Genomic DNA, 21,939 nt, shown 5'->3' with positions numbered 1-21,939 from the left:
CGTTTGACGTTTGTCGCTTGACGCCCCCCGCCTTGAAATCGCCTCTTATTCCTCTCGCCCTCGCCTGGCTCGGCTACTTCACGCCCTGGCTGTGGCCCGTGCCTGCCGCCCTGCGTCTCTCCGGCTACGATCTCGTCGAGTGGCTCACCTTTGCCCAGAGCGTCCGCGACGGCACTTACCCCATCACCCGCGTGGACATGCTCTGGCCGTTGATTGGCCTTGCCTTACTGACGGCTCTGACGATAGGAATTGAACTACTAAGAATTGAACCGCGAAGACGCCAAGAGCGCAAAGAAAAACTTTTTTCTTCTCTTTGTGTCCTTCGCGTCTTCGCGGTGAAGAATTGGCTTCAGTTAGCCTTAGCCCTCTTCGCCGCCTTCCTCATCCTGCCCGGCTACCCCTTCATCCTCACCGCCCACACCGACCCCGAACTGCGCCCGCAGTTGATCGCCGGACTCGTTACCGGGCTGGCCGTCTTGCTCGCCACAACGCTGGCCGTTTACCGCCCTGCCCTTGCCGAATGGCTCAGCCTCTCTACCTCGCTGATCGCCCTCACCGCCACCCTTCGCGCCTACGCTCTGGCCCGCCAGCCCATCGCCGACATCTTCACCAAACCTGCGCCGATTGGCTATGGTTTCATGCTCACCATCGTTGGATTCGGCTGGCTGGCCGCCCAATGCTTGACCCGACTTTGGCGGAATGGTAGAATGCCACAAGTTGATTGAATTGCGGGTGTGGCGCAATGGTAGCGCAGAATCTTCCCAAGATTAAGGTTGTGGGTTCGAATCCCATCACCCGCTCACACAAAAAGGGTCGCCAATGAAATGGCGGCCCTTTTGATTCTGTTATACTAACCCACCATGCGCCTCCTCCGCCACCCGCTCTTTCTCGCCGTCGCCCTCGGCCACTTCACGGTGGATGTGCTCAACGGCCAGACCGGCGTTTTGCTGGCCGTGCTCAGTACGCCGCTCGGGTTGAGCAATCAGAACCTCGGCCTTATCGCCACCATTTATGCCATCTTTGGCGCGCTCTCGCAACCGCTCTTCGGCTGGTTCTCCGATCGCACTGGCGGGCGCTGGACGATGGCTGGCGGTGTGCTGGCGATGGCAGTTTGCTTCTCGCTCGTCGCGCTTGCGCCCGGCTGGTGGGCCATCGTCTTTCTCGTTATCGGCGCGCTCGGCTCGGCGGCCTTCCACCCAACCGGCGCCAACAAAGCCACCCAGGTCGGCTATGTCCACATGGCCGGTCAGGCGGCCACGGCGGCCTCCCTGTTCTTTCTCTTCGGCCAGGGCGGGCTGTCGCTCGGCCCCGCGCTCGGCGGCTTCATCCTGGATCACTTTGAACGATCCGGCCTGTTGCTGATCACCCTCCCCAGCATTCTGATTAGCTTTCTGGTCGCCTACCAACCAAGAAACATGACACCTCGCCCGGCAACGCCCGCCAGCCATTCGCCCGCCGGGGCAACCCTCTCACGCTCGTCGTTCATCCAGCTTGGCGTGATCATGCTTGTGGCCGGACTGCACACCTGGGGCCAAAACGCGACGACGACTTTCGCGCCCAAACTCTTTCACGATCTCGGCATGTCGCCGACCATTTACGGGGTTATCATTGCTTTGTTCATGGGCGGCTCGGCAGTGGGCGGTGTGCTGGGCGGAATCCTGGCTGACCGTTGGGGCCGCCACCAGACCATCACCCTGGCGCTGGGTTTAAGTGTCTTTTCGTTTTATGTGTTGCCTGTCGTCAGCGGTGCCTGGCTGTATCTGGCCTCGTTCGTCGCCGGGTTTCTCAACGGCGCGCCGCACAGCACGGTGGTGGCCATGGCCCAGCGCGTCCTGCCCGGTCGCGGCGGGTTAGCCTCCGGTGTCATCCTGGGCTTCATGTTTACTTCAGGCGCGCTGGGCACGGCCCTCAGCGGCGCAGTGGCCGACCGCATCGGCCTGACTCAAGCCCTGCAAGGCAACGCCCTCATTATGCTGATTGCCATGGCTATCAGCCTGGCGCTGTGGCTGGAAGTCAAGCCCGCCGCTCGCCAGAATGTAACCCAGGAGACAGCCAGCGATTAAGATTTGTGTAACACTTACGGATTAGGCTGGACTCAAAGACATGCTCAACTTCCTCAAGCGCCAACCTGATTACAAGGCCGCCACCGCCAACCTCACCAAGCACAACGTGGAGGCCGCCCTCAGTGGCCGCTTCACCGCCTGGCTGGAAGCCGCCGCGGACCACGAACTGTTTCACGTCAACCCGCGCTACCTGGCCGACAAACTGAGTCTCGACGAACGGGCCACGCTCAAACTGCTGGTGGCCGCGCTCTACGAAGGCGTCGTCGCCATGCATTGGGACGTGCGTTGCCCGGTTTGCGGCATGCGCAACAACAACGACTCGCTGGGCGACCTGAAACACGAGATGCAGTGCTCGATGTGCCACGCCCGCTTCGCCCCTCATTTCGACGAAGAAGTGCGCGTCACCTTCAGCCTCCACGCCCGCCTGCGCGCACTGCCGCCGGCGGCGGACGACAAAGCCTTCCGCGAGGAAATTGATACCCGTTATGGCCCCACCCTCGGCCAGAGCCTGCTCCTCCTCCCCGACTTCCAACGCCTCTTTCCGCAAGAACGCCTCCTGCCAGACGAAAGCCTCGAAGTCTCCCGCGCCGCCCTCCTCTTCACCGACCTTGCCGGTTCAACCGCCCTCTACGCCGCCCGCGGCGACCCGCGCGCCTACCATCTCGTCCGCCTCCATTTCGACGAACTCTTCGCCGTTGCCGACAAACATGGCGGCACTGTCGTCAAAAACATTGGCGACGCCATCATGGCCGCCTTTCAAACGCCGGCCGAGGCCCTGCGCGCCGCGCTCGACATGCAAACCGCCATTGCCGCCCTCAACCAGCGCGAGCGCCTGACCAGCGACGAAGCCCTGATTCTCAAAGTCGGCCTGCACAGCGGCCCCTGCCTCAGCGTCACCCTCAACGACCGCCCCGACTATTTTGGCACCACCGTCAACATCGCGGCCCGGGTGCAAGGCATCTCACACGGCGGCGACGTGGTCTTCACCGATGCCGTCCGCGACGACGCCGAAGCCCAAAAGCTACTGGCAGGCAAAACGCTTGAAAGCGATTGCGTCACCGTCAAAGGCATTGAAGGCGAGATCGCCGTGCATCGCCTGGGCAGGGTTGGGGCCGACTCCTAATCTTCTACTCAGAAACATAGAGTACAATCGCCATCGTCGCGACCGCGACTCCATTCACTATGCTACCCTCAACCCTTGCTTTGGAAACCAGGGCCACTCCCCCCGCTTTGCCCTGGAAATTGTGGATTTACACCAACTACGACTGCAACATCCAATGCTCGTATTGCGTTGCCATGTCTGGCCCTCGCTCGCCCAGGCGGGCGATGGGGCCGGCGAACGTCCGGCAGTTGGTGGACGAGGCCGTTGAACTTGGATTCGAGCACATCTATTTCACCGGTGGCGAACCCTTCCTGCTCGACGACATTTACGAGATGCTGGGCTACTCGTCGGCGCGCGTTCCGACCACGGTGCTAACCAACGCCATGATTCTTCGCGGGGCGCGGCTGGAAAAATTATGCGCGATCAAGAACGACAATCTGATCGCGCAAGTGAGTCTGGATGGCGGCCGCCCCGGCGACCACGACGCCTATCGCGGCCTGGGCGCCTGGGCCAAAACCGTCGAAGGCATCAAGCTGTTGCAGGAGCGCGGCTTTCGGGTGCGGCTGGGCACCACCGAGACTCCGGCCAACTCGGCTCACCTGGACGCGCTTTGCGCCTTTCACCGCTCGCTCGGAATCCCGGACGAGGATCATTTCATCCGCCCGCTCGTCAAACGCGGCTTCTCGGACGAGGGCGTCGCATTTGAAATGGCGACCCTGGAGCCGGAACTGACGGTCAACGTTGGCGGCGTCTTCTGGCATCCGCTCTCGACCGACGCCGACATGCAGGTGAGCAAAAATATCTTCCCGCTGGCGACTGCCGTCGAGCGCGTTCAGGCTCAACTCCAAACCATTGCCAGCACCGGAACCGCGCCCTTGATGACCTTCACCTGAGGCTGAAGGTTTGCTCCCGTGTGGAGCCTGACTCTAAATACCCACTCGATGAACAATCCACATCAACTTCGCGAGGGCGTTCGCCAGATATTCTCAGCCGTAGCTGAATCGCCCGCCGACAAACACTCCTTTCCGGTCGGCGTTGCTTACGCCGAGAATGTGGGCTACCCCGGCGATCTGCTCGCCGGCCTGCCAGCCGCCGCCACCGAGGCCTTCACCGGCCTCTCGAACGTTTCCATCTTTGCCGACATCCCAGCCGGCGCGACGGCGCTCGACCTGGGTTGCGGCTCCGGCCTGGACACGTTGATCGCCGCCCGGCGCGTTGGGCCAAACGGGAAAGTGATCGGCGTGGACTTTAGCGAAGCGATGCTGGCCCGCGCGCGCGAGGCCGCCGCCGAGGCCGGGGCAACGAACGTCGAATTTCGCCAGGGCGACGCCGAACGCCTGCCAATCGAAGACGGCTCAATTGACGTCGTCATCATCAACGGCATCTTCAACCTCAACCCGGCCCGGAGCGACATCTTTCGCGAACTGGCTCGTGTGGTTCGCCCCGGCGGCTTCGTCTTCTGCGCCGAAGTCATTTTGCGCGAACCGCTTCCCCCGGAAGAGGCGGCCAACCTCACCAACTGGTTTGCCTGAATTGCCGGCGCGAAGGAGGGCGTCGCCTTCCTCGAAGAATTTCGTTCCGCCGGATTCAGCGAGGCCGTCATCTTGAAAACCGGGCGCAACGCCCGCACTAAAAACGGGCGCTCACTCGCCGCCGACGCGCGAGCGCGGCGATAAGGCTGTAAGGCTTTCGTTAGCTTTATCGGCGACACTCACCACCAGTTCAAACTTAATGCCTAACGCCTTAATCGTCGTCGCCAAGCGCCCCAGGCCCGGCCAGACTAAAACCCGCCTTGCGCCGCCGCTTTCTTCAGAGGAAGCCGCGCAACTCTACGAAGGCTTTTTGCTCGACACGCTCGACCTGATGCGCTCGGTGAAAGAGGCTCAGCCAATTCTGGCCTACCTGCCCGGCGACGCCGACGACTACTTTCATTGCCTGGCCCCGGATTTTGAATTGCTGTTGCAACGTGGCCACGATCTGGGTGAGCGGCTGGACAACACACTGACGCATTATTTGACTGGCCGGTTTGAACGAGCCGTGATCATGGACAGCGACAGCCCCACCCTGCCCGCCGAATTTTTGCGTCAGGCGTTCACGGCGTTGGATGCCGCCGACGTGGTTCTCGGCCCGTGTGAGGATGGCGGCTACTATTTGATCGGCCTCAAGCGCCCCGCGCCACGACTCTTGCGCGAGGTAAAAATGAGCACACCAAACGTCGCCCGCGACACGCTGGCTCTGGCCGCCGAGGACGGGTTGGCCGTCTCTCAACTCCCAACCTGGTACGATGTGGACACCGCCGCCGAACTGGAGCGGCTGTGCATTGAGTTGGCGGCTCTGCCATCGCACCGGGCCAGGCATACTCGCGCATTTTTGAGCGCCAGATAAACCTTTAGGATCTCGCGAAGCGGACCCTAAGGTTTGGCGAGTTAGTAAGATTTTGGAAAGTTGTTGCATCTATTGTCTGAAAGGCGCATTCCTTCATGAAACTTCCATCATCACTCAAAGACCCTCAAACCCCTCTCTTCTGGCTTACGCTCTTGCGAATCATGGTCGGCCTGGTGTTCATCACCACCTGGTACAGCAACCTGCTCAAAGGCTTCTACACGCCCGACGGCCTGCAAAACTTCTTCACCAACGTCTTCCCGCAATCCGAAAACCCGCTGACCTGGTACGCCGCTTTCATCAACAACGTCATCCTGCCGGTTCGCGGAGTCTTTGCCCCGTTTCAACTCGTCGCCGAACTACTGCTGGGGCTGGCGCTGATCGTCGGCTTCTTCACCCCGCTCTTCAGCCTGGGCGGCATCTTCTTCCTCATCAACACCTTTCTCGCCAGCTACGGCCACGACTGGCCCTGGGCTTATTGGATGCCGATCAGCATTTTAGGCGTGTGCCTGCTGGCGCGCGCCGGCCGCAGTGCGGGCGTGGACGCTTACCTGCTCAAACGCTTTGGCGAACCGAAGTTGCCGTTGTGGTGATATGTTCCCCTGGCTCACTTCAGAAACCGCTGCTCTGCTCCTCAACGGGCTGGCCGCCACCATCGCCCTCACCCTCCTCACGTCCGCCGCTGCACTGGGGCTGGGCGTGTGCGTGGGTTGGCTGAAGTTGTCGGCTTCACCGGCGGCGCGTAGCCTGGGGACTATTTACGTCGAAGTCTTTCGCAACGTGCCCGCCCTCGTCGCCATCGTCTTTTGGGCCTACGCTCTGCCCAACGCCTTCAGCCCGGAAGCAAGACGGGCGTTGTTCTTTGACAACAATGTAGTGAATACCCTGAGCCAACTTACCGGGCTGGTGATTCCGTATTACGCGCTGGCGGCGGCGCTGGGGCTGACGCTCAACACCAGCGCCTACATCGCCGAACTGTTTCGAGCGGGTGTCGGCACGCTGGCCCGTGAACACTGGGAGGCGGCTCGCGCTCTCGGCGCCTCGCCGGCCAGAGCCTTCGGCCACATCCTGTTGCCGCACGGCCTGCGCGCCGCTTCGCCGGCGGTGATCACGAGACTCATCCACAACATGAAGAACACAGCCCTGGCCGCCTTCGTCGCCGTGCCCGAACTCTTCAAAGCCATGCAAACGTCCATCACCCGCTCGTTCTACGCCATAGAACTGCTGTTGCTGACCTCAGTCTTATACTGGCTGTCCTCGTGGGTGTTTGCCCAATTGTTGCGCCGCGCCTTGCTGGGGCCGCGCAAACTTACCGAATGACTGCGTTCGACTTCATCCTCTCGATTTTGCCCAACCTGCTCTTTGGCTTTCCGGGCCAGAGGCCGGGCGGGCTTGTGTTGAGCCTCCTCATCTCGGCGCTGGCGATTGGTTCCGGATTTCTTCTGGCGCTGTTTGTCGGCGCAGGCCGGGCTTCGTCGGTTGCCCCCGCTCGGCGGCTCACGGCGCTCTACGTTGAAGTCTTGCGCGGCCTGCCGCTGGTGTTACTGCTCCTGCTTATCCATCAAGTGATCGGCGGCAGGCGCTTCGGACTGGACTTCAGTCCGTTGACCTCAACGTTGGCGGCGCTTACGCTTTACACCTCAGCCTATCAGGCCGAGATTGTGCGCGCCGGGCTGGCCGCCGTGCCGCCCACCCTGATCGACTCGGCGCGGCTGATGGGCGCCAACCGCTGGCAGATATTTTTCTTCGTCCGCCTGCGCTACGCGTTGCGGGTGATGTTGCCCGCCTTCACCGGGCAGGCCATCTCGCTATTCAAAGATTCGTCGGTGGTCGTGGTGCTGGGCGTCGGAGAGTTGATGACGGTCGCCCGGTCGGCGCTGGGGAGCGATATTCGCAATTCGATCTACTGGGTCCCCGTCTATTTCACCGTCGGGCTGATGTACGCCGCCGTTGCCCTGCTCGCCTCGCGCCTGGCCGCTCGCTGGGAGAGGCGCGGGCGGCTGGCTGATCAACTGAGCAACCTGGCGAATTTATGAGAGGAAGTAAGAAAGCAACGAGTCAGGTCGTCTATAAACAGGCTTCAAAAAAATACACAAGGAGTGAATGACTGTGAATCTACGAAAGACTATTCTATTAGTTGTAAGTGCGATGTTCCTGGTGACGGCCTGCCAGTCGGCGGCGGTGGCCCCGGCCTCGACAGCGACCCAGTCCACGTTGGACAAAGTGCGGGCCGCCGGCGTAGTTCGAGCCGGCGTCCGTTTCGACAACCCGCCGTTGAGTTACATTGACCCGAACGGCAACTGGGTGGGCTTCGACGTTGACCTGGCGAACGAACTGGCCCGGCGGCTGAACGTGAAGATCGAGCAGGTGAAGGTAGACGAAACCACACGCATCAGCTTTTTGCAGGAAGGCAAAATTGATATGGCCGTGGCCAGCATGAACCACACCCGCAAGCGTGAAGATGCTGTAGACTTCAGCCTTACTTATTTTTGGGACAGCCAGACGTTCATGGTGCGCCAGGACAGCGGCATTGACTCGCTGGAAGACTTGTTCGGCAAGAAGGTGGCCCTGAACGCCGGAAGCTCGGCGATTGACGCCTGGAAGAAATATGTGGCCGAGCACGGCGGCCCGGCGACCGAGATCGTCGAGTTCACCGACAAGGTGGCGGCGGTGCAAGCCTTGCGCGACGGCGCGGTAGACGGCTACGCCGAAGACGGCATCACCCTGCTGGCTCTGGCCGCCGGCGACGCGAACCTGGTGCTCCTGCCCGGCGGCATCAACCCTGTGCAGTTTGGCATTGGCCTGCCGGTGAACGACTCGGCCTGGCGCGACGCCGTCAACTACGCCTTACAGGAAATGTGGAAAGATGGAACGTACGCCGCCATCTACGACAAGTGGCTTGGCCCGGAGGCCGAGGTTCACCTGCCGCTCGGCGGACAGATGGAAGTTTGGCCCTGAAAACAGAGATTGGAGAATCGGAGAATTGGAGATTGATGGCATTTCCAATTCTCTAATCTCCAATCTCTAATCTCTATGACTTCCCTCACCCTCACCCGCCTCACCAAAGACTTTCCCTCTCGTGCCGGGCCAGTGGCCGCTCTGCGCGAGGTCTCTTTGCGCGTTGAGTCGGGTGAGTTGGTGGCCCTGCTCGGCCCGTCGGGTTGTGGCAAGACGACGACTCTGCGGCTGATCGCCGGACTGCTCGATCCTACGTCCGGCGACATTGTCTTCGACGACGAATCGGTGTTGCGCGTGCCGCCCGAAAAGCGGGGAGCGGTGATGGTCTTTCAGGGGCATCTTCTCTTTCCGTTCATGTCGGTGGCCGACAATGTGGCCTTTGGACTGAAAATGCGGCGCGTCGGGCGCGACGAAATCAAGCGGCGCGTGGCCGAAGCCCTGGCCCTGGTGCGGCTCCCCGGCTTTGAGTCTCGTTGGACCGACGAACTTTCGGGCGGGCAACGCCAACGAGTGGCCCTGGCGCGGGCGCTGGTCGTGCGGCCCAAACTGCTCCTCCTTGACGAACCGTTGAGCAATCTTGATCCTGAACTGCGCGAAGAACTGCGGGCCGACATCGTCAGCCTGCAAAAGCAGTCCGGGATCACAACTCTGTTTGTCACCCACGATCAGGCTGAAGCGGTGGCAATTGCCGACCGGGTGGCCTTGATGATGGACGGAGCCGTGACTCAAATGGGCAGACCGCAGGACTTCTACGAGCGCCCGGCTGAGGCGCGAGTGGCCCGGTTCTTCGGCGGCCTCAACATCTTCCCGGCTCGCAAGCGCGGCGACCTCATCGAAACCGAGTGGGGCGCGTTCGCGGTCAATCCCAGTTCGCTTCCCGACGGCCCGGTGCTGGCGACGATCCGGCCGGAGGCCATTCAGTTCGGGCCGAACGGGGCGAACACGCTGGCCGGGCAAGTGGCGGCCTGGACGTATCAGGGCGAATCGGCGCGGTGCCGGGTGCTCGTCGGCGGCGGCACACTGGAGATCACCTCGCCGCCTTACATCACCTGCCGCCCTGGCGATGCGATTCAGTTGCATCTTCCCCGCGAACGAATCTGGCTCATGCCGGTTGAATGATGATCATCGTCGAAACCCTCTACGCGCTGACTTCGATCCTGCTGGCCCTCTACGGCTTCAACAGCCTCTACCTGCTCTGGCTGTATCGCCGGGCCGCGACTCGGGTGGGGCCGCCGATGTTGGATGTTTGGCCGCGGGTGACGGTTCAGCTTCCCCTCTTCAACGAATTGCACACGGTTGAGCGATTGATCTCAGCGGTGGCCGCTCTTGACTATCCACGCCATCTGCTTGAAGTGCAAGTGCTAGACGACTCGACGGATGCAACGACGGAGCTGGCGGCCTCGCTCGTCGCTCGCGCCCAAGTCAACGGCCTCAACATCGTCCACCTGCACCGCGCCAAACGCGACGGCTACAAAGCCGGGGCGCTGGCCGCAGGCCTGACGCAGGCGCAGGGCGAGTTCATCGCCATCTTCGACGCCGACTTCGTGCCGCCGCCCGACTTCCTGCGCCGCGCCCTGCCCTGGTTCGCCGACCCGCGGGCGGGCTGTGTTCAGGCGCGCTGGTCGCATCTCAACCGCAACTACTCACTGCTCACTCAACTACAGGCACTCGGCGTGGACGGCCACTTTGTGGTCGAGCAAACGGCCCGCGCCCGGAATGGCTTGTTCCTCAACTTCAACGGCACGGGCGGAGTCTGGCGGCGAGCCTGCATTGAAGACGCGGGCGGCTGGCAGGGCGACACCCTCACCGAAGATTTGGACTTGAGCTATCGCGCCCAACTCAAAAACTGGCGCATCGAATTTCTGCCAAACGTGACCGTGCCCGCCGAACTTCCGGCGCAAATGACGGCCTATAAAAACCAGCAGGCGCGCTGGGCCAAAGGCAGTCTGCAAACGGCGCGCAAACTGCTCTGGCCGCTGTTGCGCTCGCCGCAACCACTCGCCATCAAACTTGAAGGCGCATTGCACCTCACCGCCTATCTGGTGCATCCGCTGATCCTGCTGGTGATGATCCTGTCCCTGCCGATCAGTTTTTCCAACTCGCCAATGTTGCGCTGGATTCCACTGCTGATGATCTCGGCGGTGGGGCCGCCGCTGTTGTTCCTGGCCGCCCGAACCGCCGACGGCCCAACCTGGCCGGAACGCCTCAAACTGATCCCCGGCCTGATTCTGCTGGGCATCGGCCTCTCGCTCAACAACAGCAACGCCGCGCTGGCCGGCTTGCTTCTGCCGGGGCGCGGCGCGTTTCAGCGCACGCCCAAGTTTGCCGTACGCCACTCGGAAGAGCGCTGGGAGCATAGCGGCTACGCGCTCAAACAAGATCGCTGGGTGTGGGGTGAAATGGCGGCGGGCGTCTTCGCCGTGTGGTGCGCCTTCGTCGTCGGGCTACAGGGCCGGTGGGGGTTCGTGCCCTGGCTCGTCGTTTACGTGTTGAGCTTCGGCTACGTGGCGGCGGTGACGGTGATACAGAGCGCCGGCCAGCGCGCCCAGCAACAGGCCGTAAACGGGCAGGTATTCCCAGCGCCGCACGAAGTCCGTCTCGCGGAAGTTCAGCGGATCGAGGTACGTGAGGTAAGAGAGGGCGGCTGAGGCGGAGAAGTAGAGAGCGGAGAGGGGGACAAGGAGAAGGGGAGAAAGGGAGAGGAATCCTTGTCCCCTTGTTTCCTTGCCTCCTTGTGTTTCAGGGATTGCGAAAACCACGAGTGCGATAAACGGCGCGAGGTACCAGGGATTGACCGTCGGCGTGAGGAGCAAGTAGGCAAAGACGGGAATGATCCAGAGTTTGGCCGCCTCTGTTGTGGAAAGTTTCGCGGAGCGGCTGCGCCAGAATACAACAACCAATACGACTAATAACAACCCCGTGCACATCACCTTTGCCAATTCAATTCCCGGCGTCCCGGCTGGCACAGCGCCTTCGGTGCGATAGCCGGTGAGCAAAACTTCCAGCCAGTGATATAAGCCGCCGTTGAAGTTCCACAACTGCAAATAGATTCGCGTTGCGCCAAAGAGGCCGGTTCCTGCCGAGAGGTCTGTCGTCAGCCCCCACCCTGCCCCTGAGTAGGCCGCCAACCCCGCGAAGACCGTCAATCCATAAACCAATGTTCGCTTCCAACCCCAGCGCGGAATCAGAATTGGGAGCAGTAAGACCGGGATGGGTTTGACGAGGGTGGCGAGGGCGAGAAGGATGGGGCTGGCGTCAAACGTCAAACGCCAAACGTGAAGCGCAAGGGCGGTCACCATCAGCATCACCATCAGCGCGTCCACATGCGCGCCGTGGGCGAACTCGACGACGACGAGGGGATTCCACAGGTAAACGAGTGCCCACGCGGGCTGGCGGCCCAACCGGCGAAGCAGGATCGTGATCAGCAGGCCGGTGATCAAATCGAAGATCATGGTCGCGATCTGAAAGGCCGCCACCGACTCGGGCGCGAGGCGAACGACGACAGCGAAGAAGACTTGCGCAACCGGCAGGTACGGCGAAGCCATTTGCGGGTTGTTGACCAGGGCGCGGTTGGGCGTGGCGAGGTCGTCGAGGGCGGGCGCGTCCACGCGATGAGCGTAAGGGTTCACGCCGGCGTTCTGCACGTTGCCATCCCAAAGGTAACGATAGACATCATCGGAGAGCGTGGGAGGCGTGGTGAGGAGCGGGAGGCGGAAGAGGATGGCGAAGAGGAAGATGAGGGCCGGGGCGCGGGGGAGCGGCGGCGAAAGGGAGAGAACGAGGAGAGCGGCGAGGTAGAGGGCGAAGGTTGCGAAGTAGCGCGGGAGGTAGTCGAGGAGCGACGGGCCGCGCAGAGGCGCTAAAGCTGGCACGCTCGCCCAAATGGCAAGGCTGGCGAGGCCGAGGAGGGCGAGAGCCGCTGTTGATCCACGAGGGGCACGAAGGAACACGAAAGGGTTATATCTTTGTATCACTTCGTGTGACTTCGTGGAGTCGAATCGGCTGTGGCCTGATAAATCGCCAATAAACTCCAACCGTTGCGCCGAGAAAAGTGAAGAGCGTGGCGACGATGGACGACAGAGCCAGCGTGGGCAGGCCGCTGAAGCCATGACCGATGTTGCACCCGCCGGCAAACGTGGCGCTCACGCCCATGATCAACCCCGCTAGAGTCATACGAACGGTGCTGGGCAAGTTTGGCACTTGCCACTTGAACTCACGATATTGCAACGCGGCGACGAGCGCGCCGAAGGGCATGGCGGCGATCATGAAGCTTCCCCAGTTCAAGACGGCCAGCCCTTTGAACAAGGCCGACACCCAGGGGCCGGTCGCCCCAACCACGCCAACGCCGTAATGCCAGCCAGTCGGCCAGGCCACGAGCCAGGCCGCTGTGCCGATCAGTCCAAGCAAGAGTCCGCCTAATCGCCAGTTCCAACCGCCAAGATAGTTTGACGTTGACGAGCGCACGCGCCACAGCCACGCGGCGGCGAGGAGCGCAAGCGGGATCACGATGAGCCAGGGCGAGAGGCCGAGGAAGTTGGGAAGGGTGGCGATTGCTCCCGAGTCGGGTTTGAGTTCCGGGCCACGAATCGCCGCCAGCGGATCCCAGGTCTCTACGATCCATTCGCCAATCGCAAAGCCGATCAACGTCACCAGCGCGCCGAGGTTGCCGTTGCCCACGCGATACCAGACTGTGCTGGAGCAACCTTCGGCGAACGTCATGGCAATACCGAAGACAAAGCCGCCGAGGATGTTGGCAACGATGAAGAACGGCACGACGTTCACGCTCACCCCGCCGAGGCCGAACTGCGCCAGCGTGTACAGGCCGACCATTTGAATGAGGATGGCGAGCAGGATCATTCGCAGAAGCGTGAAGTCTTTCTGCAAAAGCGCGGTGCGGTAGGCCGAGTTGAAGCACAGGCGGGTGCGTTGCATGACGTAGCCGAGCGGCAGGCCGATGAGGGCGCCAAGAGCGAGAAGGGCGAACGTGTTCATGAAGTTAGTTTATCATAGCGGAAGAGTGGCCGGTAAGACTTTTGTTATGACTGGGTGGTCACTGTCAACGAATAGGCAACGAATAAACGAATAGATGACCGCGATACATTCGTTTATTCGTTATGCAATTCGTTGACAGGCTGAACCAGAACCCTCAATCAACTCTTATGAACATCGCCATCATCATCCCCGCCCTCAACGAAGCCGAGAACTTGCCCAGACTGATCGCAACGATTCCGCGAGACGCCGAGGATCGGGTGGAAGTAATTGTGGCCGACAACGGCTCGACGGACAACACGGTAGCAGTTGCCGGGGAAGCCGGGGCGCGCGTGGTAAGCGAACCGCGCCGGGGTTACGGCTTCGCCTGCGCCGCCGGAGTGCGCGCTGCCGAGTCCGCTGAGGTCATCGTCTTTCTCGACGGCGATTGGAGTTCTGACCCGGCGGAATTGCCCGCCCTGCTTGCGCCTCTGCGAAACGGCTCTGCCGATCTGGTGCTAGGCTCGCGCCTGCTGGAAGGCGAGCGCGAACGCGAGGCCATGTTGCCCCACCAGCGCTTTGGCAACTGGCTGACGGCCTGGTTGATGCGCCGACTCTACGGCGTGGCCGTCACCGACTTAGGCCCCTACCGCGCCATTCGCGCCGACCTGTTGGCGAATCTGGACATGCGCGAAATGACGTTTGGCTGGCCGACGGAGATGATGGTCAAGGCCGCCCGGCGCGGGGCCAGAATCGTGGAAGTGCCGGTGAGCCACCACCCGCGCCTGGCCGGGAAGTCGAAGGTGAGCGGCACGGTGCGTGGCTCACTGCTGGCGGCGTATTTTATTTTGAGGACGACGGTGAGGTATGCGAGATGAGAAGGTGAAGCATTTACGCCTCGTCCCAACTTAATCGTGGGCCATCAAGCACAAGGCGCACGGTATTGAGAACGTTTCGGCCAAGAATGCCGATGGGTTGGTCAATCAGAAGGAATTGCCCGCGAAAGGTTCGCCGCAAAAATTGCAGTTCAGCTTGAACAGCAACGGCTGAACTCAACCCGCCATTGAAGCTCGACAATTCATAGAGACCGTCATCTGCTGTAGCGAGGCCAAGTTGCTCGGCAACCGCTCGAGGAATGAGCGTCACATCAGCGCCAGTGTCAATCAGCATCGGCACGTTCAATGCGCTGGACTGCGTTTCGGGGTTGCGTATTACCACAATCGCAATCGGCGCGGGCGGATCAAATTGCTCAGAGTCGTATTGGGCCATATCACGACTCTACAGTTACTTTCAACGCAAAATCTTTTGCCTGCTTTCGATTGGCTAATTGCGGGCTGTAAATGCGAACTGGTTTGCGGCGTTGGGCAGGAGACTCAGCAGCCTGCCGGCCTTTTGGCCGGACGATGACATACTCTGCCGTTATCTCAACTTCCACCTCAGCGGCTTCGTGCAGATACACTTTCGGAATGAGTACGCCCTCGTCAGTGACTTGAATGGGAACAACGTTCATGTTAGCCTCCAGAGCCGATAATAGCACACTTCATCTGACACCGGAAAGCGAGATTGCGTTTCCCATGTATTTGAGGTAAATTGGATGGAGCTTCGTTCGACTTAAGATTATGCGGCAGCGGCCGACCTGAGCCGGAGACGATCTCGTACACACCGCGCCGCACCAATCCTTAATGGTTATGCCACCCAAGACATCCCATGACGTTGCTTGAACGCCTACGCGAGTGCGTAGAAGATGACCGCGAGATTGAACCGATTCTCTCACTGGCTGTTGGCGCGAGCGCGCAGATACTATCCGCTAGTATGGTTGAGTACCGCACTAGTTCAGCGAACGCTGAATTGTTCGCCCGCATACGATTCAAGAGTGGCCGGATAAGCAGCATAGAGCCAGGGCCAGCATTGCAATCCGTCAAAGCGCAAGAGGCACTATTGGAGCGCGCAAGAACTGAAGCTGCCCACACTCACGGAACGCTCGTAGCTAGCCGTGTTCTGTTTTCAGAGCGTCCGCTGGCCGGCACCTATATGTGGAATGACTCAGTCCGTATTGGCCCTTGCCCAGATACAACGGTAATCGGGAAGGGACTCGACTGGTTTGACCACGGGTTGCCCAACCAATTCATGGGCGGACACTTGGGGCCACCGTTTCCGTTTTTACTTGAAGTTCGAGTTCCGCGCAGTCCGAACCCGTTCCTGGAAAGCAATCGCACGCTCCGTGCCCTCGACCGTTACCAGTATCTTTTCACACTCTTGCTTGCCGGGCATATCCGCTTCGTGCATTGGCCATCCGGGCGGGTCTGGGCACTTCTCAAACCTAGCGGCGTCCCTCAAAACCACCTCGTTCATCCAAGCTTCTCTACTACAGAAGGTGGACAGCAAGATGACTTTCCGATTCGCGAGTTTGAGCCCGCCCCAATTCTCAAGGGTGACGACTACTACGAACGACTATGGCCTAAGGACTCGGAGTTACTCATCCCAAGTTCTCTGGCCGATGACCTTGAGCTTATTCAGTCACTCAACCGCGAAAAGATGGACTCCTTTGTACGCGCTAGTTACTGGTATGCGATCGGTATTCAATTCCACTCCGAACCGTCAATCGCAGGGGTCGCATTCTCAACGGCTATCGAGTGCTTGCTGCCACAAACAAAGACCGCGATATGCAAAGCGTGCGGAAAGCCAACTGGTACAGGGCCTACACAACTCTTCAAGCGGCACGTCAAGCGGTTTGGTACAGTTATCCCGGCTCTCGAAAGTCGGCGACAGACCCTATATGACGTCCGAAGTGCACTCGTTCATGGCAGCCATGCCAGTCGTGTCGATATTGACTTCTTGTCAGCACAACGCCATGCAGAGGACCACTTGCTGCTCCTTCAAATTGTTTCGCAGCGTAGCCTTGTCAACTGGCTCAGGGACCCACGGCGGGATGTTTGGCATATTGGTGAAGATTATTCGCATCAATGCGCGGCATAATCTCCATCGAGCCAACGGCCACCAACTCGCTAGTGCCCGCGGCTCATTCCGAGATAACGATTTCGCACGCTCGTCAGCATCGACTGGAAAATCTCTGCGATCTCTGCGGTGAATATTCTTGGTGAACTGTCTGCTTGCCACTCAACCCTCTTGATATAATTCCCCAGCCGGTTCAACCACCGGCTTTTCCTTCTTTCCCACTATTTCCCGCGAACCCTGAAAGGCTTGAATGTCCGACTTGAAACCCGCCCGCGTTCGTTTTGCGCCCTCGCCTACCGGAACCCTGCACGTGGCCGGGGCGCGCACCGCCCTCTACAACTACCTGCTCGCCAAACAAACCGGCGGCCAGTTCATCCTGCGCATCGAAGACACCGACCAGACGCGCTTTGTGCCCGGCGCGATGGAAGAGCAAATGGACGGCCTGCGCTGGCTGGGCGTGCACTGGGACGAGGGGCCGGACGTGGGCGGCCCGCACGCGCCTTACATTCAGAGCCAGCGGGCCGACATTTACCGCGCCCATGCCGAGCAGTTGGTGGAAAGCGGCAAAGCCTATTACTGCTTCTGCGCCAAAGAGCGGCTGGAGACCCTGCGCCGCGAACAGCAGGCCCTCAAGCGCCAGTCGCGTTACGACGGCCACTGCCGGGACATTCCGCTCGATGAAGCCAAAGCGCGCAAGGCTGGCGGCGAGTCTGGTGTCATCCGCTTCAAGGTTCCCGAAAGCGGCAAGACCACGGTTCACGATCTGATTCGCGGCGGCATCACCGTAGACAACAGCACCCTCGACGACTTCATTATCCTCAAGTCGGACGGACTCTCGCTCTATCATCTGGCGGCGATGGTGGACGATCATTTGATGGGCATCACCCACGTGTTGCGCGGCTCCGAGTGGATACCGTCTCTGCCCAAACACGCCCTCCTCCTTCGCGCCTTCGGCTGGGACGAGCCGCAGTGGGTGCATCTCTCGGTCTTCCTCAAGCCGAGCGGCAAGGGCAAGATGAGCAAACGCGAGAGCGCCAACCTCAAGGCCGAAGAGGGCCACTCGATCTTCGTCCGCGACATGCACGAGCTGGGCTACCTGCCGGAGGCCGTGCGCAACTGGATTGCCCTGATGGGCTGGAGTCTGGACGACAAGACCGACGTGATCTCGCTGGACGAGATGATCGCCGGTTTCAGCCTGGAGCGCCTCAACCCGGCCCCCGCCGGCGTGAACTTCGACAAGCTCGACTACTTCAACGGCCTGTACATTCGCAACCTGCCCCAGGCCGAGTTGGCGGCGCGCATCAAGCCCTATTTTGATCAGGCCGGATTGAAGACCGACGAGGCCGCCCTGAGCCGGATCGTGCCCCTCATCCAGGTTCGCATCGCCACCCTGGACGAGGCGGTGGACATGGCCGGGTTCTTTTTCCGGGAGACGGTGACACCGACGACCGAGTCGTTGATTCCTAAAGGCCTCACGGCGGCGGGCGCGCTGTCCGCTCTGCAAAAGTCCGTTGCTCTGCTTCAGTCACTGCCCGTTCTCGATCACGCCACCGCCGAGCAACCGATGCGGGCGCTGGCCGAAGAACTCAACCTCAAACCCGGCCAACTGTTCGGCATTCTGCGGGCCGCCGTCACCGGCCAAACCGTCAGCCCGCCGCTGTTTGAGACCATGGCCTTGTTGAACAGAGAAGTGGTGTTCAACCGTTTAGCGCAGGCAGAAGAACTGCTTCGTCAAACGTCAGGCGATAAACGTCAAGGAGACGTTTGACGCTTGTCGCTTGATGCGATTCACGACATGACAAATTCACAAACTTACATCAATCTCGAAAACCAATATGGCGCTCACAACTACAAGCCGTTGGATGTGGTGATCCGCGAAGCACACGGCGTGTGGGTCGAGGACGTGAACGGCAAGAAGTATCTGGATTGTCTGGCCGCCTACTCGGCGGTGAACCAGGGCCACTGCCACCCCAAAATCATCGAAGCCCTCATCGAGCAGGCCGGCAAAGTGACTCTGACCTCGCGCGCCTTCCGCAACGATCAGCTTGGCCCGTTCATGAAAGAGCTATGCGAACTGACCGGCTTCGAGATGAGCCTGCCCATGAACTCGGGCGCTGAAGCGGTGGAGACGGCGCTGAAGCTGGCCCGCAAGTGGGGCCACACGGTGAAAGGCATTCCGCAGAACAGGGCCGAGATCGTCACCGTCGCCGGAAACTTTCACGGGCGCACCATCACCATCGTCTCGTTCTCCAGCGAACCCTCGTACAAAGATTCGTTTGGCCCCTTCACGCCCGGCTTCGTCACCGTTTCTTACGGCGACTCTGCCGCCGTCGAAAACGCCATCACCCCGGACACCGCCGCCGTGCTGGTCGAGCCGATCCAGGGGGAAGCCGGCGTCATCATCCCGCCTGAGGGTTACCTCAAACGCCTGCGCGAAATTTGCGACAAGCACAACGCCCTGCTGATCGCCGACGAGATTCAAACCGGCCTGGGCCGCACCGGCAAGCTCTTTGCCTTTGAACACGAAAACACCCGGCCCGACGTGGTGATTATTGGCAAGGCCCTGAGCGGCGGAGTCTACCCGGTGTCGGCAGTGTTGTCGTCGCGTGAGATCATGGGCCTGTTCAAGCCGGGCGAGCATGGCTCGACGTTTGGCGGCAACCCGCTGGCCTGCGCCGTAGGCCGGGCCGCGCTCAAAGTGATCGTCGAAGAAAAGCTGGTACAGAACTCGGCGGTGCTGGGCGAATATTTTTTGGAACAGTTGGCCGAGATTCCCAGCCCCCACGTGAAAGAAGTGCGCGGCAAGGGACTCTTCATCGGCGTGGAATTAAAGGTTGAGGCCGGCGGCGCGCGCCGCTTCTGCGAAGCCCTCAAGGAGCGCGGTATCCTGTGCAAAGAGACGCACGACAACGTCATCCGTTTTGCCCCGCCGTTGATCATTGACCGGGACACCATTGACGGGGCGCTGCCGGCGATTCGCGAGGTGTTGAATATGAAGTAGAGGTTGGAGATTGGAGATTGGAAGTTGGAGATCGAAGCCGTCATCCAACCTCCAACTTCAAACTTCCAACCTCCAAATGTGGTAAAATTTCCGGCGCACTGGGGGATAGTTTAGTGGCAGAACAGCGGATTCTGGATCCGTGAGCCGTGGTTCGACTCCACGTCCCCCAGCCTGACTTGAACAGGCGCTCGGCAAGCCCTGGCTTGCCCGCTTCGGCGAAAGCACCCAACTCAAAACGAGTTGGGTGTTTTGTTTTGCGGCAGTCACTTTCCCCCCATGACTTTCGTCATTATTTACTGACCAAAGAGTATCCAAACTCTCACCCGGCGCGGTTTATAATGCAAGGCACAAACCGGAGCCTCAAGAAGCCCCACGTGCCCACGATTGATCATTCTGAAGAGTCCACTCTCATCAGGCGCGCCCAGGAGGGCGATGCAGATGCCGCCGCCGAACTTTACAACCGGCACGTGTCGGCCATCTACCGCTATTTCTATTTCCGCGTCAACGAATCAGCGGTGGCCGAAGACCTGACCGGCGAAGTGTTTCTGAAAATGACAGAGGGCCTGCCGCGTTTCAACGACCGGGGCGTGCCGCTGGCGGCCTGGCTCTTCCGAATCGCCCACGACCGGTTGATTGACTATCGGCGCGCAACACGACGGCCAATTGAAGAACTCTCTGAAGCCATTGTGGATAACGGAGCCGACCCGGAAACGTGGGCCGGGCTTCGAATGGACTCCAACCAGTTGAGCCAGGAGATTGCCTCGCTCACCGACGAACAGAAGACCGTGATTCAGTTGCGGTTTATTGAAGGGTACAGTTTGGAAGACACAGCGCGCCTCATGGGTAAAACTGTGGGCGCTGTCAAAGCCATGCAACACCGGGCCTTGCAAACCCTGGCCCGCAAACTCGACCTATGACACCCGAAGAAGCGCTTGCTTATTGCTTGACCGAGATCGAAGCCGGGCGAAAAACGGCGGCGGAATGTCTGGCCCTCTTTCCAGACATGCCCGGCCTCAAAGCCCAGCTTCAAGCCGCCCAGGCCTTGCGGGCCTGGCGAGCGCCCGCCATCTCACCCGAAGCCGCCCGTCGCCTGGAGGCCCGGGTGCGCCAGCGCACTCGCGCCCCGCGGCCTAACAGAGCCGGCTTGTTCGGCTTGCCGCTCAAATGGGTTGTTGCCCTTGCCACCCTGATCTTCTTCTTCATCAGCGCCGGAGCTGTGACCGCCTCTGCAGACAGCTTGCCCGGCGATGCGTTGTATCCGGTTAAACGAACCGGCGAGTCGGTGCAACTGCTCCTCACTCCGGCCTCCAACAAAGCCGCGCTCCACACCCTGTTTGCCGAGCGCCGACTGAATGAACTGGCCGCCCTGGCCGAACGCGGCTTCGCCAATTCAGAAGCCATAGCTGTGTTGGCCGCCGAAATCACCGCCGAAACCGGGGCCGCTCTGGACGCCCTTCAATTCGCGCCCAAAGACAGCCAACCGGCCCTTATCCAAAACATCGTTACCGAAACCCAGCAACAGCAGGCCATCCTGGAACAGGTAAAAGCAACAGCGCCCTCGCATCTCCAGGTGGAACTTGATCGGGCCTTGCAGGAGTCGATTCAACAAGCCACCGCCGCGATTCAAAAGGACGGCGGCTTCCCCGGTGAAACCGCCTCACCCACCTCAACCCCGACTCTCACCCTCACCGCCGTCGAGGCCACCACAACGTCGGTCACAACCGAGGCGGCACAAACCTCATCCAACCCAACGGCCACTACTATCGCCATTGTGCTTCAGCCGCCTACCGGCACACTCGCGCCTCCCCAACAGCCCACAGAGCCTCAACAAGCTCATACCCCGCCCGGCCAGGCCAGGAAGATAGAAACTACGAGCGCGCAACAGGCCGGCGCCTCAACGCCTGCGCCAACTTCCCACAATGGCAATGCGGACGGCAATAATGGCAACAACGGGGCTAACCCGGCAACAGCCCCAAACTGTAACGCCAATAATCCCAACTCGCCCAACTATTGCACGCCCGCCCCCTCATCGGCCACCGCTACCCCGCCAGCCGAAAGCAACCCCGCCCCAACCGCCTGCCCCACCAACGCCAGCGGCAAACCCAAGTGTAAATAGCCGGTTGGCGTATCTTTTTTTGTTCAACTTCGGTTATATCGTAGGATGCGATGAACCGGAGACCTCATTTGGTCGCTTGCCGATGAGACAAGTTGGATCGGCGGGCCTTCGGGGAGCTTAGTAGCGAAACCGGCCGTTGAGGGCTGGCTTTTTTTGTTCATCAATCTGAGAGCGTTTGTATCGAGGGATGTCACCTATGGCGGAGCTTGCCCCTTTTCAGGGGCGTCTCTGTTGTCTTGGCGGCCCTCTCCCTTCAACTCCCGACTACCAGTAAACATTCCCCTCCTCGGCGAGGCCAGCAGCCCCACCCTCCCTGCTGGCCTCGCCATCCACCAAACCGTTTGTTGTCAGCCACCATCATTAATAACCGCACTCGGGCCTGTCCAGGGGGAAC

Annotated in this window: 21 protein-coding genes, 2 tRNA genes and 1 riboswitch; of the genes, 20 read left to right on the top strand and 3 right to left on the bottom strand. The window is 60.6% G+C overall.

All coding sequences use genetic code 11. From position 1 onward, the window contains the following. Nucleotides 1-32 precede the first annotated feature (32 nt). From HYZ49_02810 to HYZ49_02750, 13 genes are all read left to right on the top strand, one after another. The gene (locus tag HYZ49_02810; GenBank protein ID MBI3241206.1) at nt 33-725 is read left to right on the top strand and encodes a hypothetical protein; all 693 of its coding nucleotides are present in this window, start codon (nt 33-35) and stop codon (nt 723-725) included. Between the two features lie 3 nt (nt 726-728). Continuing rightward, nucleotides 729-800 (top strand) — tRNA-Gly (locus HYZ49_02805). Nucleotides 801-860: 60 nt separating this feature from the next. Further along, on the top strand, nt 861-2,063 hold the full coding sequence (locus HYZ49_02800) for an MFS transporter (protein ID MBI3241205.1): 1,203 nt from the start codon (nt 861-863) through the stop codon (nt 2,061-2,063). Nucleotides 2,064-2,103: 40 nt separating this feature from the next. Further along, the gene (locus tag HYZ49_02795; protein ID MBI3241204.1) at nt 2,104-3,186 is read left to right on the top strand and encodes an adenylate/guanylate cyclase domain-containing protein; all 1,083 of its coding nucleotides are present in this window, start codon (nt 2,104-2,106) and stop codon (nt 3,184-3,186) included. 173 nt (nt 3,187-3,359) lie between these two features. Then, nucleotides 3,360-4,058, top strand: a complete 699-nt coding sequence (locus HYZ49_02790; GenBank protein MBI3241203.1) for a radical SAM protein — start codon at nt 3,360-3,362, stop codon at nt 4,056-4,058. 48 nt (nt 4,059-4,106) lie between these two features. Then, on the top strand, nt 4,107-4,697 hold the full coding sequence (locus tag HYZ49_02785; GenBank protein ID MBI3241202.1) for a methyltransferase domain-containing protein: 591 nt from the start codon (nt 4,107-4,109) through the stop codon (nt 4,695-4,697). 199 nt (nt 4,698-4,896) lie between these two features. Further along, nucleotides 4,897-5,550, top strand: a complete 654-nt coding sequence (locus HYZ49_02780; GenBank protein ID MBI3241201.1) for a TIGR04282 family arsenosugar biosynthesis glycosyltransferase — start codon at nt 4,897-4,899, stop codon at nt 5,548-5,550. A 95-nt stretch (nt 5,551-5,645) separates the two neighbouring features. After that, a complete protein-coding gene (locus HYZ49_02775; GenBank protein MBI3241200.1) occupies nt 5,646-6,140 on the top strand; it encodes a DoxX family protein in 495 nt (164 codons plus the stop codon). 1 nt (nt 6,141) lies between these two features. After that, nucleotides 6,142-6,867 carry an ABC transporter permease subunit gene (locus HYZ49_02770; GenBank protein MBI3241199.1) on the top strand — a complete coding sequence of 242 codons (726 nt, stop codon included), beginning with the start codon at nt 6,142-6,144 and terminating at the stop codon, nt 6,865-6,867. Then, a complete protein-coding gene (locus tag HYZ49_02765; protein ID MBI3241198.1) occupies nt 6,864-7,583 on the top strand; it encodes an ABC transporter permease subunit in 720 nt (239 codons plus the stop codon). Before HYZ49_02770 ends, HYZ49_02765 begins: the two co-directional genes overlap by 4 nt. Before the next feature lie 73 nt (nt 7,584-7,656). Beyond that, on the top strand, nt 7,657-8,505 hold the full coding sequence (locus HYZ49_02760; protein MBI3241197.1) for a transporter substrate-binding domain-containing protein: 849 nt from the start codon (nt 7,657-7,659) through the stop codon (nt 8,503-8,505). A 75-nt stretch (nt 8,506-8,580) separates the two neighbouring features. Next, entirely contained in the window at nt 8,581-9,624 is a 1,044-nt protein-coding gene (locus tag HYZ49_02755) for an ABC transporter ATP-binding protein (protein ID MBI3241196.1), read from the top strand. Beyond that, nucleotides 9,621-11,153, top strand: a complete 1,533-nt coding sequence (locus tag HYZ49_02750; GenBank protein MBI3241195.1) for a glycosyltransferase — start codon at nt 9,621-9,623, stop codon at nt 11,151-11,153. Before HYZ49_02755 ends, HYZ49_02750 begins: the two co-directional genes overlap by 4 nt. A 1,309-nt stretch (nt 11,154-12,462) precedes the next feature. On the opposite strand, the gene HYZ49_02745 is transcribed toward HYZ49_02750, so the two are convergent. After that, complete coding sequence (locus HYZ49_02745; GenBank protein ID MBI3241194.1) at nt 12,463-13,497, bottom strand: YeeE/YedE family protein; 1,035 nt, start codon at nt 13,495-13,497, stop codon at nt 12,463-12,465. Between the two features lie 167 nt (nt 13,498-13,664). On the opposite strand from HYZ49_02745, the gene HYZ49_02740 reads away from it, so the two are divergent. After that, nucleotides 13,665-14,351: a glycosyltransferase family 2 protein gene (locus tag HYZ49_02740; GenBank protein MBI3241193.1), complete on the top strand. Its 687-nt coding sequence runs from the start codon at nt 13,665-13,667 to the stop codon at nt 14,349-14,351. 13 nt (nt 14,352-14,364) lie between these two features. Here HYZ49_02740 and HYZ49_02735 read toward each other — a convergent pair whose 3' ends face one another. Further along, entirely contained in the window at nt 14,365-14,742 is a 378-nt protein-coding gene (locus tag HYZ49_02735) for a clan AA aspartic protease (GenBank protein MBI3241192.1), read from the bottom strand. A gap of 1 nt (nt 14,743) precedes the next feature. Beyond that, nucleotides 14,744-14,983 carry a hypothetical protein gene (locus HYZ49_02730; GenBank protein ID MBI3241191.1) on the bottom strand — a complete coding sequence of 80 codons (240 nt, stop codon included), beginning with the start codon at nt 14,981-14,983 and terminating at the stop codon, nt 14,744-14,746. 197 nt (nt 14,984-15,180) lie between these two features. Here HYZ49_02730 and HYZ49_02725 point away from each other — a divergent pair, with 197 nt between their 5' ends. The 6 genes from HYZ49_02725 (at nt 15,181) to HYZ49_02700 (ending at nt 21,545) form a co-directional block, all read left to right on the top strand. Further along, entirely contained in the window at nt 15,181-16,449 is a 1,269-nt protein-coding gene (locus HYZ49_02725; GenBank protein MBI3241190.1) for a hypothetical protein, read from the top strand. Nucleotides 16,450-16,678: 229 nt separating this feature from the next. Continuing rightward, entirely contained in the window at nt 16,679-18,196 is a 1,518-nt protein-coding gene (locus HYZ49_02720; GenBank protein ID MBI3241189.1) for a glutamate--tRNA ligase, read from the top strand. A gap of 27 nt (nt 18,197-18,223) precedes the next feature. Continuing rightward, entirely contained in the window at nt 18,224-19,429 is a 1,206-nt protein-coding gene (gene rocD, locus HYZ49_02715; GenBank protein MBI3241188.1) for an ornithine--oxo-acid transaminase, read from the top strand. 99 nt (nt 19,430-19,528) lie between these two features. Further along, nucleotides 19,529-19,599 (top strand) — tRNA-Gln (locus HYZ49_02710). A 168-nt stretch (nt 19,600-19,767) separates the two neighbouring features. Then, nucleotides 19,768-20,346: a sigma-70 family RNA polymerase sigma factor gene (locus tag HYZ49_02705; GenBank protein ID MBI3241187.1), complete on the top strand. Its 579-nt coding sequence runs from the start codon at nt 19,768-19,770 to the stop codon at nt 20,344-20,346. Next, nucleotides 20,343-21,545: a hypothetical protein gene (locus tag HYZ49_02700; GenBank protein ID MBI3241186.1), complete on the top strand. Its 1,203-nt coding sequence runs from the start codon at nt 20,343-20,345 to the stop codon at nt 21,543-21,545. The genes HYZ49_02705 and HYZ49_02700 overlap by 4 nt, the downstream gene beginning before the upstream one ends. A 34-nt stretch (nt 21,546-21,579) precedes the next feature. Continuing rightward, nucleotides 21,580-21,689: riboswitch (cyclic di-GMP riboswitch) on the top strand. The last annotated feature ends 250 nt before the right edge of the window (nt 21,690-21,939 follow it).

Source organism: Chloroflexota bacterium, assembly GCA_016197225.1.
In the GTDB taxonomy this organism is placed as follows: domain Bacteria; phylum Chloroflexota; class Anaerolineae; order Anaerolineales; family VGOW01; genus VGOW01.
This window is presented reverse-complemented; position numbering and strand designations above follow the sequence as displayed.